Origin of the sequence: Rhodococcus sp. HNM0563 (assembly GCF_012726195.1) — a bacterium.
In the GTDB taxonomy this organism is placed as follows: domain Bacteria; phylum Actinomycetota; class Actinomycetes; order Mycobacteriales; family Mycobacteriaceae; genus Rhodococcus.
Window position 1 is genome coordinate 12,209 of sequence record NZ_JAASAF010000011.1, and the last position, 14,543, is coordinate 26,751.

Here is a 14,543-nt window from a genome sequence, read left to right on the forward strand (position 1 = left end):
GTCATCGATCGCCGTACCAATCGCCGTCCCAGCTGTCCCCGATGGGATCGCCGCGCCACTGGTCGGCACCGGAATTCCGGTCGGATTCAAACTGTGCGCGGGCCTTCTCACGCCGCTGCTGCCGCTCGAACTCGGGGAGCTGTCGCGACGGGTTGATCTTTCGACCAGCAGCGTTCTGGGCACGGGTTGCCTGGTACGCGACCTGGAACTTAACTTCTTTCGCTGCCCGAGCGGTTGCCTGTACACCACGATTCGCGGTATCAACGCCGCGGTTGGTCCCGTCACCGTCGTAGACGGGAGTGCGACCGCGTACACCCTGGTACGCGCCACGGACTGCACCAGCGGTGCCGGTGACCGGCGCGGTCACCAGGCGTCGCGCCATGACACGGGTGCCGCTGCGGCCCATTGCCCTCGATGCCTCCAGGTTGGCCTTGTGTTCGCCACCGAGCGTGTTGACCGCGCCCACCGCGGCGCCTCGGATCGCTCGACCGCTGGCGAGGACCGTGGACTTCGCTGCACGACCGCTGGACTGTACGACGGAGCCGGTTCCCCGACCGACCGCACCCGGCACGCGCGAAAGCCGCTGTGCACCCTTGTATCCGGCATATGCGGTCATGGCCTTCGTCGTGGTCATCCCGCGGCGTGCCTGGTCGGCCATGTTCACGTTCAGTGAACCCTGCTTCGGTCGGATCTTCTCGTCGACCTTGCGGATCAGCTTGAAGAACCCGAACAGCACCATGCCGACGATGATGATCTTCATGCCGGTGTAGATGCTGTCGGAGCGGAACACCAGGCAGATCAGCCAGATGATCAGGGTCATGATCAGGCCGTAGGCGAACCGGGCGCTGAACGTGTGCAGGACGTTGAACACCCATTCCTTGGCCATCTGCGTCTTGCCCGAGAACGTTGACGCGGAGAGGACCAGGACACCGATCATGAAGAGCGCGAACAGCATCACGTGCCAGAGCATCGTGATGATCGACAGTGACGTGAGGGCGATCGCGATGACCAGCGTCGCGACGAGAGAGGACGCGGCCTGAGTCAGCCGCTGTAGTCCATTGGTGCCGGTGAACGCCGAGTACATCGTGCTCGCATCTACTCCGGCCAGTGCGGTAGAACTGCCACTCTGTCCCGTGTCACCGCTCGAAGTGTCCGTCACGGCGGTGACCCGATCAGCCAAGACCTTCGCTGCTGCGAAATAGGGAACGCACTGCTGCGCATCAGCGAGGTTCTTCGGACTGTTGTCATTCAGGCATGTGGTGACGAGATCGCCGATGGCCGGGCCGCCCTGTTGCACGATCAAGTAGGTTCGCAGATCGCGGCACATGTCGAGGTTGATGTAGCACGGCAGGCCGTCGCCCTTGGTCGCTGCGTCCTGCCCGTATCGGACACCTTCCACCGCCTGCCCGGATCCGGCGTTGGGCTTGCCTTCGTCAACGTTGATCGCACGTCCACCCGAAGGACCGAACTGTCCCAGCGCCCACGGCCGGTACGCCAACGTTTCCGCGAGTACACAGGAAGATACTCGCTGCCCGAGAGCCTCGGCGTTCCCCGGCGGGACGTGGCAAAACTCTTCACCGCTGTCATCGCTGAGATCAGACAATATCGCTGTCGTCAGCGCTGAATTCAACTGCCCGATCATCGAATCGAGAGTGCTAGCCACGACGTAGAACCCCGCCCCCTGCGGTTCACCCAGGGACTGGTCGCTGTTCTTGTCAGCAATGATGCCGCCGAACATTGCTCCCGCCAGGATCATGACGCCGACGGATGCGACAGCCTTCCCGATCGCGTCGCGGCCACCGCCCCGCACCGCGGCCATTCCGATCGAGATCGCAGCCAAGGTCATCGCAATACCCATCAGCGGCAGCGCAACATTGGTGAACACGTTCGCCACTACTGAATTCGACTTGTCGTACAGCCATGCGACCGGGTTCTTCGCTTGCGCGAGTTCCTTGAGCGCGATGGTCGCCTGCAGAACGTAGAGGTTGACGGTGAAGATGGCGTTACCCGACATCGTCCACATCCACGCTGGAATCGAGCACTGGTCGGGCTTCGCCTGCCCGTCGGCGTCCGGCGAGTACTGCCAGTTCACCCAGTCCAAGCCTCGCAGGCCGGAGATCTCGTAAAGGGTGTACTGCGTCATGTCGCCGCCGGCCGCGAGACGAATGTCCTTCGCATTGTCCGAGCGCTGACCTGTTTCCGCATCGACCGCACCAGCCAGGTTCAGGTTCGAGAACCATGCCTCCGGACCGGAACCCACCGGCTGCTGCTCGAGGTTGGGTGCGGTCATACCGCACATCGCTTCCTTGACAGGCTCTGTGATCGCGTCCGTGATCGACGAGAAACCCCAAGCTCCAGCCGGTGCTGCCGAGCCGAGCATCACTGTGGCCGCGACCAGCAACGTCGCCACCACCGAGGTCACCACCTGCCACACCCGACCTGCGAGGCGGTGGGTCCGCGGGTTCGACTGCTCTCGTCGCGGTGCGAGGCGCTGGCGCCACCACACAACCGCGACTCCGAGGATCAGCCCGCCGATCGCAGCGGAGGCCGACGAGAGCCACAGCTGGAGGGGAAGGGTGGCCATCAATGCAGTCTGGGCCAGGAAGGTGGTGAGTGCCGGCGAGAGGCCGACTCGTCGCGAGCGCAGCACCAGCACTGCGAGCGCCAGCAGCCCGGTCAGGTAGGCGGTGAAGTACGCATACCCGCCCTCGACCATCGTCAGCCACGACGATGCCGCACCGAGCGTGACCACCACGCCTACGTACACCACCGTCGAGGCCGCCGCCAGGACGTGTGCCGGGCTGCGCCGCCATGCGACGACCAGACCGGCGACCCCGGCCAGCATCGAGGCAACCACGAGGGTCGACACGCCGCCAATCTCCTGCAGGATGCCAGCAGCTAGGAACAGCGCAGACACCACGGCAACGCCACGGAACATCAGACGCGGCTCCGTAAGCACGTCCATGAACTTGCGGCCCCACCTCGAGCCGCGCCCGGTCCAGAACTGCTGAGGGGCAAGGGTAGCCATCACCGCGCATCCTCCAGTCCGGAATCGGTGTACAGGCCCTCCGCCGCCACCGCGGCCGCGGCATTGGCCGCTTCGAGCTCGTCGATGTTGCGAGCGATGAAGTCGTGCCAGTCCTCGTCGAGTTCGAGGTCATCGGTGTAGTCGCCGCGCATGTTGGCTTCGCTAATACCCGTGCGGACCTCGAGCATCGTGGTCGGGTCGATGTCCCAGTCCCGTCCACTGCCACTGATCGGGATGCTCTGCGCTCGAGGACGATCATTCGGGTTCGTCTCGGTCGCCCGGGCGAGCTCGGCGAACATCTGGTCCACCGACACCGTGGCGACGCGGTTGTCGACATCGCGCATCACACACCGACCACCACGAAGCTGACCGCCAGCGCTCTTGCCTTCCTCCAGGAGCTTGCGTGCCAGCGCGACCGTTTCGGTCGTGGTCCCGCCGCTGGTGTCCCGCAGCAGCTCCAGCGCACGTGCAGCCTCGACCGGGGACTTCTGCCGGAACATGAAGATGGTGCCGAACTGGTTCGAATCTGCCTCACCGGCGTCCTTCGCCTGCTGTTCGATCTCCTGCACGTCGCGGGGCTGCTGGGAGATGAACACGATCACCAGGTTGAGCGAGCGCCCCTGACGCAGGCCGCGGGAGAGAATGCCCTGCCCGGTTGGCTGCCGGGCGATCATGTACCCCTCGTCGACGAACAGCGCACGCGGCGGCGTCTTCATCTCTCCCGTCACCGGATTTGGCTTCGGCCGGTCGTCGAACAGCTTCTGCACCAGATCGAGCACAGTGAACATCGCGGCCGCTGCGTTGCGCTCGGACTCCGACCACGTCTCGGGCTGGTCCGGCTTCTTCGGCGGCGCAAACCCGTGGAGGGTGAAGATGACCCGTCGACGAGTCATGTCACCGAGGTCGACTCGCTGGCCGTTGCCGACGAGCAGCTTGGCGTATCGAGTGTCACGGGCACGCTTGAACCGGTTGATCACTCGATCGAGCTGTTCGAGCTTCTCGGTCGCGTTGAAGGCGTTCGCGTTGTCCGCGTCCTCTGCCATCGGCCGGTACTTCTCCCGGCTCTGCTCGAGGAACCGAACCACGGTCCCCATCGACGGCATAATCGGGTCGCCGTGGATGGGCTCACCGGCCTGTTCGGCGTCGTAGGCTTCCTTCATCGCGGCCAACGCCTGCTCGACGATCGTGCGGTCGTCCTTGTCGGTGAACAGCACCTCCACCTGGCCGCGCGCGAGCTCGTCGGCCTCGGCGTACGAGTCGGTCAGCGACCACGCATCCAATTGGCCAGCGGCGCCCCGGGCGAGGCTGACGATCGTGGTCTCGGCCCAGAACTCGGGGTTGACCGGCTGGAACTGGGACTCCTCGGTGCCGAGAATGCCGGCTTCGGCGTCGGCGGAGAACCCCGGCTGCATCACCTGATCGCCGAACGCGATGTAGTACGTGAATTTCTCGAAGTCGTTCTTCGGGTCGAGCACCATGCACTGGGTGCCGGACTCGGATTCCCAGAAGTACAGCAGCAGGGCGAGAGTCGACTTGCCGCCGCCCGATGCGCCGATGATCGCGATACCTGCGCCGCGGTCCCGTGCAACCTGCACGTGCAACCCGAAGTGGACTGGTGCGCCGTTGGTGTAGGTGTAGCCGACCGGGAACCCTCGCCAGCCTCGGGTCCTCCCCCGGTTGGCCTCAACCGCGTCACCGACCTGGTCGTCCGAGTCGAGGCGGGCCACCGCCGGCGCCCACACATCGGTGGTGCGCTCGCCGATCTTCACCCCACCGCCCTGCGCGGCGACGAGGCCGCCGAAGATCTTGCCCGTGTAGTCTCCGGGCAGCTGCTCTTTGAGCAGGTGGGACTGGGCGCGGGGAACGCGCACCATTTCCAGGTCGCCCATCATCGCGCGGACATCTTCTTCTGCGGCGACGAGTTCCTTGGGTGTCGGGGCGGAGAGCACCAGCCGCAGCCGGCCGATCATCGCGGGCTGCGGAGCGGTACTTGCCTCCTCGAATAGGGCCTGCGCCCGGTCGTACTTGTTCTCGAATCGCGGATCCTCCGAGGCCTGCGCCTTGTCTCGGTCGTCGGCCTCATCCTTGATGTTCTTGGCGACCTTGAGGGCTCGGTCCTTGAACTCCGCTGCCGAGATCAGCTCGTAGCGCCACGACAGCTCGACCGGCCGCGGAAGCTGCGCGAGGGCTGGACCCCAGGCCATGACCGGGTTGAACTCGAGGATCGGTGCGGACGAGGCGACGACGAGGGTTGCGGTGTAGGTCGATCGTTCTTCGCCGGTATCCGGGTCGGTGTCGATGATCTCGACGTAGTCCTGTCCATTGCGGCCGCGGAAGTTCACGGCCATGTCGAAGAAACTCGTCCGCAGTGGCTTTGATGTCAGGATCGGCTGTTCGGACGGGAAGCGGTGCCCGGACAGTGTTTTTCGGACCAGCCAGATTAGGTCGCCGCGGGTGCACGGTGTTGCGCGGAAGGTGGCGAGCTGCAGGTGCACCCGGATCGCGAGATCGCGGAAAGGCTCGAGGTCCGCTGCTCGGAACTGTTCGTCAGCGACGGCGGTGACCCGATTCGCGATGGCGCTGAGCGGATCGGGAACGGTATCGCCGGTGAACTCGCCGAGCCGCACCATCAGGTAGCGCTGGCGCTCCGGTGTGGATTCGGACAGCAACGCCGACACGTGGCGCAGAAGCTGGCGCATCAATCGCGACGGGTTCCAGGATGTCTTGAGGTAGTCCCGGGCCCACTCTTCGGCCGATGTCGGCCGGTACCGGATGATCTCGTGGCACTGCACTGACTTGCCGTTGAATACGGCCAGCAGCGTGTTGTATGTCTGCGCCACCAGTTCGGCAGCGGCCTGCTTTTCCTCGGCTGTGAGGAACTCGTCGGTCGTGCCTGCGAGGCGCAGCGCGGTCCACACCGAGTCCTCGGAGATGAAGATCAGATCGTCCGCGTATCGGTATGGCAGTCGTTCCCGGTCCGCCACGGTTGTCAGCTTCTTCTGTCGAGCGCGGCCTGTTGGTGCGGAGGTCTTGCGCGCTTGGGCCTTCCGAGCGCCGAAGTAGACGCCGCAAATGACGAGGACGCCAATGAAGATGTATGTCACGGGAGGCTACTTCCGGTAGGTGCCGTAGGGCGCGGGTGCGGGAAAGCTGTCGCTGTAGTCCGGCATGTCCTCGGGGCGGTAGAGGATCACCTGCCAGTGCAGATCGGTCGGGTACTCGTCCTTGCCGGTGCCCTGCAGCATCGAGGGCTGGAACAGGTGGTAGTCGACCCACAGGGTGGTCGATTCGAGGGGCGTGACCCGACCCTCGGTGTCCTTGGCCACCACCGTGTAGACCACGCTGCCGACTACGACGCCGACCAGCAGTCCGATCCACCACCAGCCGCTTCCGAGCAGCCACAGAAGCAGTGCTATACCGATGCTGACGGACACCGCGGTTCCGCCTGCGACACCTGCTCCGACCCAGTCCACGCCACGGGTGAAACGGAACTCGTCCATCGAGAACTGACGGGACCGGTGCCGGAACAGGTTGGTCCAGTCATGGGAGATGATTTGGGAAGAGTTGTCGCCGGCGGACATCGCGAGGACCTACTGTCCGTCGACCACGGATACCCCGCCACCAGTGGTGCCGGACTGGACGGTCTCCTTGCCGAGCGAGGCGGCGAGGCCCGGAATGAAGGTGACCATGCCGATGAAGAGTCCGGCGAAGACCCACACGCCGACGTCACCGATGCGTTCGCGCATCTTGCCCTTGCCGGAGCTACCGATCTTCACGGCGAGGATGGACCCGAAGACGGTCAGCAGAGTGCTGCCGATGAGGAGCAGATTGTCGCGGACGTTCTCACCGATGCTATTGACCGTGTCCCACCCTTGCTGTGCGACGACAGTGGTCGACGGGTCTCCCGTCAACGCCAGAACCTGATCCCACATGCTGTGCTTCCTTTCTAGTGAGGGCCGCACCCGCCAGGCGGGCCAGTCGCGGCGACTGCACGATCTCGCATGGGTTCTCCACCTGAGCTGGACGTTCGCCGAAATTGTCGTTCTACGAGGGTCTTTCCTGGGGATTACGCGCTGGGAACCTGTGCGGGATCGAACGGAACGGCCGCGGCCTGCGTCGGCTGCACAGGCGTTGTCGAAGACGAAGACGAAGACGAGGGCGACGACGATCCACTGCGTGAGGAACTGTCGGCCGCACCCGATGACGACGCGGCTGCGCCGCTGTTCGGAACCGGTCCCCCAGAGGGATCCAACGCGGACCCCGTGACGTCGAGGACCGCCCACTTCCCCTGCACGTACCGCAGCCGGATCTGGTAGGTACCAACCTGCTTCGACGTGCTCATCGCGCTGGTCCACTCCACGGTGGTCTCGGCGACAACCTCGTCGCCGGACTGGTAGTGGATGGTGCCGTCGGACTCTGTCCGGGCGGTGTACACAGTCACCTTCTCCACGGTGGGGTTGACCAGCAAGCCACGCAGTCCAGCACGGGCCGCGAACGATGCGTCTTCGGTCAACGTCAGATTGAGCTGCTGGGCATCCGACGATCCCCACGCCTGCATGAACGGAGACAGCACCTGATCGCGCAGCTGCGTCGCCAGTTGGGCGTCCTTGGCTCGGGTCTCGGCGTAGGCGGGAGGAGCACCCAATCGGGGCGCCGGCATGAAACCGACATTGCCGACGACCCGCATCATCGTCGGGTCTGCGCGATCGTTGACCCACACCGGAACGACCGCTTCCAACGTCTTCTCCGCGTCGTACGCCACCTGGTACGTCAAATACGCTGCGGCCCCTTCGGTGTAGCCCTCGCGCACCGAGCTGATCTGTCCGGTGAAGACGATGCTTTCCGGCTTCTCCGCCTCTGCTGTCGATGTACCGGAGTAGCCACAGCCCGACTCGGTGCCGCTCGTCGCCATCCGAGCCAACACCTCACCGCGGGTGCGGACCGCGGCAGTGTCGGAGGCAGCCGGACGGGTCAGGCAGATGTTGAGGTACTGCTGACCGAACACCGCTGCCTGCTCGACGGGATACGACGACAGACGAAACCGCAGCGCCTCGTTCTGCGAAATCGCGCCCTGCGCCGGGACACGCGATGATCCGATGTTCACCCCCGCCGTGAACGTGGTGCCCGCCGCCAACAGCAGGACACCCACCGGGATACCCAGCCGCACCGCCCACTGTCGGCTCTTCGTATGGGACGGACGCCCACCGATCGGCGGGACATCGAAGTCGTCATTGGCGGAGCCGTCGTACATCGGCGCCGGCTCGTGGTCTCCGCGCACGGCCGAGAACGCGGCCGTTGCTCGCCCGCGCAGGCTGTTACCGGTCTTTTTGTCTTTCGCGGTCGGGGTGTCCGGCGTAGCGGTGTAGGCAGGCTCGGGTTGAGGCTCGGCCGGGGCCCGAGGCGGCGCTGGGCGCGGCCGGGTCGGGCGTTCCTGCATGCGAGGGGCAGCTCCAGACGTCCCGGGGGCAGCTACCGGTGCGTGCGGCATCGGCCTGCGTTCTGGGACCGGAGGAATGGTCGGTGTGACAGCAGAAGGAGCCGACGCGGCGGGCGGATCGGCCGGCGCGGGCGTGTAACCCGGAGCCGGCGGAAACGGGTGCACGGGCCGATACCCGGGCGGCGGGGTGGGAGCTGACATTCAAGGCCTCACAGATCGGTGGCGTCGGGCGGCGTGGTCAATTCACTGCGCGGGCACATTCAACTTCCGTGCTTCTCCACCTCGGCCTGGCCGCGATCGGGGTCGCTATCCCAGGGGTCGAGCCCCCACTCGCTGTCCGTCTCGTCCCAGGGGTCCGGACCAGGGTCTGGCGGCAATGGCACGTCGGGGTCTCCCGGACGTCCGGAGACGGGCTCTGGAACCTGCTGCCCTCTCCTTCTTGGCGGTGGCGCCGCGACGGCCCACGGATCCTCGGCGGCGGTCAGCACAGGAACCGCCGCGGCCTCGTGCGTCAGTTCCTCGACCGAAGCGGCATCCGCCGACAGCACGTGACCGAGCACCGCGTCCGACCGCACCCGCTCCCATGTCCTGTCGAGCACCTCGTCACGGAGGGCCTCGGCCTGTTCCACCGTGGCTGGATCGCCGAAGAAATCGTGCCGGTTCGGAGGTTCGAGCACGGTTACCAACCGCAGCGGCTCGAACCACATGTTCGGCCCCTCGTCGACGGTGTGCACCGCGCTCAGCGTCGGCGTCTTCGCGATCCAGATGAACTCGCGGGTGTCAGTGGCGTCATCCTTGGTCAGCTCCTGCAGCGTTCCCAAGGGAATGCGAGTCTCCCGGACCGAATCGGTCATGCCCGAGTTCATCGACCGGGCGCCAGCCCACAGCCGCCACCTGCCACCGATGTCGATCTCGTGCTTCATCCGTGGCTTGCGTTTGTCGACCTGTCCCGAGAATCCGCAGACGGCCTGATCGTCGGCGTCGGATCCGAGCTGGAAACAGAAGAGGTTGTAGACCTGCTCGAGCACCTGGTTCGCCCACACTCCGGTGCCGTCGACGGCGACGAAGTCACCCCAGCCCTGCGACGAGAGGACCACACGGATGCCCTCGTTCGACGATTTGTTGAGCAGCCCGAGCAACGCGGCCGCGGCCGCCGTCGACTTCGCCGACCCGAGCTCCTCGACCTGCACCACGAACGGCTTCCACGGCGTCGCGTCAGCTTTGCGAGAGGAATCCCCGGTCAGCCTCCGGACATCCGCGATGTTCTTCCGCAGCGTCGAGGTCGTGTTCTGCAGATCGAGCAGCACCATCGTCGACACCAGAATGGACAGGCTCCGGTAGTCGTTCGACGGCAGCGAGAACACGACAATCTCTCCCTGCAGCACAGCCCGGACGAGATCGATCGTGTCGGTCGCGTCGCGGCCCGGGCGCAGTCGGCCTCCCAGCGCCGACGAGTTCGCGAACTTCGAGATCAGCGTCTGGCTGTCCCCGATCGCCCCGGCCAGCAGATTGCCCGCCCCCCGGGTCTTCTGCCCCATCTCCGCGACCCGCTGCTGCAGATCGTTGACGCGGCGTCGGGCATCGACATCGGCCATCGACGGATGCGCACGGAGGACCGCGTCGACCGTCAGCTGGTTGGCTGCCTTGTCGAGGGCGGCCGGGTCGAGGATCGCGGTGAGCGTCTCGAGCCCGCCCTTGCCGGCGGAGAACCCGGTCAGGTCGGCGATGTCGAACGCCAACATCACGACATCCTCGGCTGTCCGCAGGTATGCCGCCGCGTCGCCGTCACGGTCCACCGAATTGAGGAGCATCGCGGTCTTGCTGTCACCGTTGCCGCGCACCAGCGGGTCGTAGAACGAGGGCTGGGTGCGCGCGTACGGGTGCGGGCGACGGTAGGCGCCGGAGGACTTCTCGTTCAGCGTGAAGTGATGGAACGCCCGATTCTCCTGCTGCGCAACCTCCGCCCAGTAGGAGGGAATGTCGTCGCCGCCCTTGAAATCGATAATGCACGCGCCGCCACCGGTCACCCGAACCTGCTGAGCATTCATCGAATTCGCGAGACGTGTCTTGCCGGTACGGGGCCCGCCGAGCACCAACGCCGGCAGCTTCAACGTGTCGAGGTCGCATACAGCGGGGTGACCGTATCGGCCGATGCCGACGGCAACCTGCCCCGCATCGTGACCGCGTCGGCGAAGCCCCGTGGTCTTGGAAGAGATCGGATTCAGTGTCATGAGGTCACCTCGGTCGGTGCGATGGTGTGATGGCCGGCGCGGATCTGTTCGGTGACACGGCGCGCACGCATCCGATCAAGGACGCCGACAGGCCGCCAGTTCGAGAACTCGGGTCCTTCGATCTCGCCGAGCTTCTCCCGCTTGAATCGGCGCACCCGGGTGAACACCGCGGTGACCGCGAAGCCGACAGGAAAGGCGAACAGGAGCTGCCCGAGTACCGCAGCACCGGCCGTCGCCGTCACGACGTCCCGCAGCGCGGCACCCACATCACCGTCGACACCGGAGGCCGCGTCGGCCGGCGATGCGCCAGCCAAAGATGTGATGAGCCACGCGGGAAGTCGGAGGGGCTGAAGCGCCCAGGCAAGTACCGACCCGGAGATGAGGACACCGAGGAGGAAACTCAGGGCCGCCCAGGCTGCCCACCACCGCCCGCGGACTCGTCGCCGCTCGACGACGAGCAATGACACCGCAGTCACTGCGATCGTCGCCGGAACCGTGACGATCGGAACGAGCACCGCCAGGACGCGGGCTGCGATCGGTAGTCCCGCAGACGTTTCGTTGGATCGCCCTGACGACCCAGGGTCCTCGTCGTAGCCGTCCTCATCGGACATCGTGCTCCCTTCACCGGAATTCGGTCGGAAGCAGTCTCGGAAACGCCTTCTCCAGGCCCCGGCGCGCGAGTCGACCGACGTCGGCCGCGGCCGGGTGTCGTATTGCATCCGAGAGGCCGCCTGGCTCGTCCGGTAGCTTTCGAACCAAGACCGCCGAAGTACGGCGGACGCGGAAGATTGGGGAAACAGTCGTGACCCGGATGAAGACGTACGCAGGAAGCGCGCTCGCTGCGCTGTGCTTGATCGGTGTCACGGCATGCGGTTCATCCGACGATGACGGCAGCGAAGCGGCATCTGGCACCGGTTCGCAGGCAGCCACTCCGACGCGTTCGGGTGCTATCGGTCAGGTCGATGGCCGCGTGAAAATGGAAATGGATTGGAACAGGGCACGGGAAAAGGTTGGGTTCGACAACCTGTCCCCCGCCCTGGGCTCTGTGACTTGCGAGGGAACGGGGCCGTCGTTGAAGGCCAATGTTGCATTCCCCGAGGGCATTCAGGTCCAGATCGACGCCGCAACCGAGACCGTTGTCGTGACGACGCCGGAGATACAGCCCGTCACGAATCCGATACCCGCGGAGGCTGTGACTTGGGGGATGAACGGAGTCGAATTCGACGGTGCCGGTGATGTGCAGCTTCAGTTGGTCGGGGAAGATTCCGCACGTCCTGGAAATGCAACCTTCCGCTTCTTGGTGACCTGCTGACAGCCCCAGGCTGTCCCATAGTTCTGAGGTCCTCGAGATGACAGTCATCTCGAGGACCTCGTGCTTTATGCGCCACCGACCTGTCGGCGGTCGCATCACGACCCGAACTTCTCCGTTCCGGAGTTGTTCATCATGGGCGTCGGGAGGTGCCACCACCAGAACTCAAGCGTCTCGCGGCCCGATCTCGATAGCTGCGCCCGGCAGCCCGGATGCGCGCTGCAAGGGCCTCCGGCGAGTACTTCATCGACCCCACCAGTGCCCCGAGTTCGGGCACGACCGGGTGAGGGGTCCGCGCATGAGCGAGCTGTTCGATGCGGTCGGCGAGTTCGGCGATGGTGTCGAGTTCGGCGACAAGCGCCTGTTCTCGTTCTCGGTCGTCTGCGTGGTGGCTGAGGAGTCGTTCGATCGCGTCGATGTCCTCGAGGTAGACGTCTTCGAGGCCTGAGTTGTACCAGTACTGGTCCACGTCCAGCAGCACACCGACAGGCGCGGTCCGCCGTCGCGGAAGGTCCTCTTCCATGACGGTTCCGTTGACGAGCTGGGCGACGAGGCCAGACTCCCAGGAGCCCGTGCGCCCGATGAGCAGCCGCTCGACCGACCCGACGTTCGCGGTGACGGAGGCGAGGATGCCGGCGAGCTCGTCGGCGAAATCGATGGCACTGCCGTCTTCTCGGGTGCTGAGGGCAAGTGCGGTCAAGGCCTCGATCGCCTTGTGCCGGGCCTTCGGGGCGACACCCGATTGGGCGGGCTGCAGGAGCGATGTCTCCTCGTCGGCAGAGGTGGGGTCTGCGCTGCGGGCAACGGCGCGCATGGCTTCCGGGAAGGTGGTCTCGGGGTGCGCGGCCTGATAGGCGCGGGCGGCTTTCTTGCGGGCCGAGTTCTTCGTCATGGCGGGCTCCGATCACATGGTCGTCGCGGCGGCCCCGCATCCGCCGCCACGGACATGTGACGGTTTCAAGGGGTTGCAGATCCGGTGGACCTTGCCCTCAGGCGCGGCCGGGGTGGTGATGCGGGCACCTGTCGGCAGCGTCGGGGTCAGCCATGCAACGTGGCTCTAGGTCACGAAAGTAGCAGAACGTAGCGGATCTCCCCTGAAAGCAGGAGATGGCTCGTCGTCGTGATGGAAATGCTTGCGTGAATGTGCAGGTAGATGAGCTAATGGGGGGTAGGTCGTTGTCTGTGACGGCCGGATGAGAGCGCGGAGTCCGCTCGTTTCGTGAAGTTCCGTGACCTGGGCTTTTAGGGTCTCGCTGGCCGTCAATTCGAGTAACGGCCCATTTTGGTGGTGCGACTATCGCTAATGACAGTTAGCGCCATCATCAATGCGTCCACCAGCGGTGGCTGGCGAAGGTGTTTTCGGCCCCTGCGGTGACCTGGGTGCGGCCTAAATACGGACAATCCCGGCACATGTTGGGCGCTCGTTGACGGCGGTCAACACCCCTCCCGCCGTCCGTTTTCTCCCCCTCGATTCGCGTCAATCGATGCATCCGCCCCTCCCCGATTGGCTCGATGAAAGGCTGCCTCGACGTCAGTTCAGGCTGAAACCGTCACTGTGACGGAATAGGGACGATTGCGCCCTCTGCCTGCGCCGACCACGCCACGGACTGAAACACCCCGCGTCCCTGCTCAGCACCATTCGACGAGTTCAACTGCCCCGACCGTCGAAGGAACCTGATGCCGCCGACCTTCCGCCCCACCTACACCTACGACGACCCGCACCTCACCCCGCCAGCCCCTGGCGTCGACCTGATCATGCAGGTCGGGCTCGTGCACTCCCTGCCCGGTATCGGACCCAAGACCGGAGGCCAGTACATCGGCATCCCCCGTGTCATCGGCCCGCTCCACTCCCGCCTATGGCGACCGCACGACCAGGTCGAGATGACGCTCCCGAACACTGATCTGCAGCTGGGGAACAACACCTTCCACGTCACCGGCCATCGTCACGGCGAGTTCAAGCTCTCGGAACGTCCCGGCTGGCACTGGCTGCGGTGGACGATCGCCGACCACCTTGCACACGACCTCCGGCAGGCGGCGGCCGCGGCTGACCTCGGGATCACCCCGGTCTACCCCGACGACCCGCTGGTCATCGTCCCCTGCGGAGGCAAGAAGGCCGCCTTCCCCCGCCCGGCCGGCGCCATGTACCTCTCCGGCTACCACCGACTCGCCCGACGCGCCGCGAGGGCCCTGACCAACGACCCGAACGTCAGGATCGTCAGTGCACTCCACGGCCTCCTCACCCTCGACCAGATCATCGCGCCCTATGACCTGCGCCTCGGACAACCCGGCTCGATCACCGCCGACCACCTCGAGGACCAGGCCAACCAGCAGGGACTCCTCGGCCGCCCAAACGTCGTCATCCTCGCTGGCCGCGACTACACCCGCCTCGCGCTCTCCATCTGGCCGCACGCCCGCACCCCACTCAACGGCACCCGCGGAATCGGCGAACAACAACACCTTTTGGCCCGCATCGCTGCAGGTGAACCGATCGGACAGGTCGGCTGAGTGGACCTTGGGCGTGCCGTGCGGTCGGGGTAG

General features: G+C 65.5%; 10 protein-coding genes. 2 read left to right on the forward strand and 8 right to left on the reverse strand.

What is annotated here, in order from left to right:
* Position 1: 1 nt before the first annotated feature.
* The 7 genes from HCA61_RS21905 to HCA61_RS21935 all read right to left on the reverse strand — a co-directional run bounded on the left by HCA61_RS21905 (position 2) and on the right by HCA61_RS21935 (position 11,307).
* Positions 2–3,028 (reverse strand): hypothetical protein, encoded by a 3,027-nt coding sequence (locus HCA61_RS21905; RefSeq protein ID WP_169690319.1) that lies wholly within the window; start codon positions 3,026–3,028, stop codon positions 2–4.
* Positions 3,028–6,132: an ATP-binding protein gene (locus tag HCA61_RS26905; RefSeq protein ID WP_169690320.1), complete on the reverse strand. Its 3,105-nt coding sequence runs from the start codon at positions 6,130–6,132 to the stop codon at positions 3,028–3,030. Before HCA61_RS26905 ends, HCA61_RS21905 begins: the two co-directional genes overlap by 1 nt.
* A gap of 6 nt (positions 6,133–6,138) precedes the next feature.
* Positions 6,139–6,609, reverse strand: a complete 471-nt coding sequence (locus HCA61_RS21915) for a hypothetical protein (RefSeq protein WP_169690321.1) — start codon at positions 6,607–6,609, stop codon at positions 6,139–6,141.
* A 9-nt stretch (positions 6,610–6,618) separates the two neighbouring features.
* Positions 6,619–6,960, reverse strand: a complete 342-nt coding sequence (locus HCA61_RS21920; RefSeq protein WP_169690322.1) for a hypothetical protein — start codon at positions 6,958–6,960, stop codon at positions 6,619–6,621.
* A gap of 134 nt (positions 6,961–7,094) precedes the next feature.
* Entirely contained in the window at positions 7,095–8,465 is a 1,371-nt protein-coding gene (locus tag HCA61_RS21925) for a conjugal transfer protein (RefSeq protein WP_169690323.1), read from the reverse strand.
* Positions 8,466–8,725: 260 nt separating this feature from the next.
* Entirely contained in the window at positions 8,726–10,696 is a 1,971-nt protein-coding gene (locus tag HCA61_RS21930; protein ID WP_169690324.1) for a hypothetical protein, read from the reverse strand.
* Positions 10,693–11,307 (reverse strand): hypothetical protein, encoded by a 615-nt coding sequence (locus tag HCA61_RS21935; RefSeq protein ID WP_169690325.1) that lies wholly within the window; start codon positions 11,305–11,307, stop codon positions 10,693–10,695. The genes HCA61_RS21930 and HCA61_RS21935 overlap by 4 nt, the downstream gene beginning before the upstream one ends.
* Before the next feature lie 239 nt (positions 11,308–11,546).
* Here HCA61_RS21935 and HCA61_RS21940 point away from each other — a divergent pair, with 239 nt between their 5' ends.
* Entirely contained in the window at positions 11,547–12,008 is a 462-nt protein-coding gene (locus HCA61_RS21940) for a hypothetical protein (RefSeq protein WP_169690326.1), read from the forward strand.
* 130 nt (positions 12,009–12,138) lie between these two features.
* On the opposite strand, the gene HCA61_RS21945 is transcribed toward HCA61_RS21940, so the two are convergent.
* Positions 12,139–12,897: a hypothetical protein gene (locus tag HCA61_RS21945; protein WP_169690307.1), complete on the reverse strand. Its 759-nt coding sequence runs from the start codon at positions 12,895–12,897 to the stop codon at positions 12,139–12,141.
* Between the two features lie 785 nt (positions 12,898–13,682).
* Between HCA61_RS21945 and HCA61_RS21950 the strand changes: the two genes are divergently transcribed.
* Positions 13,683–14,510, forward strand: coding sequence for a DUF6884 domain-containing protein (locus HCA61_RS21950; protein ID WP_169690327.1), 828 nt, complete (start codon positions 13,683–13,685; stop codon positions 14,508–14,510).
* Positions 14,511–14,543 lie beyond the last annotated feature (33 nt).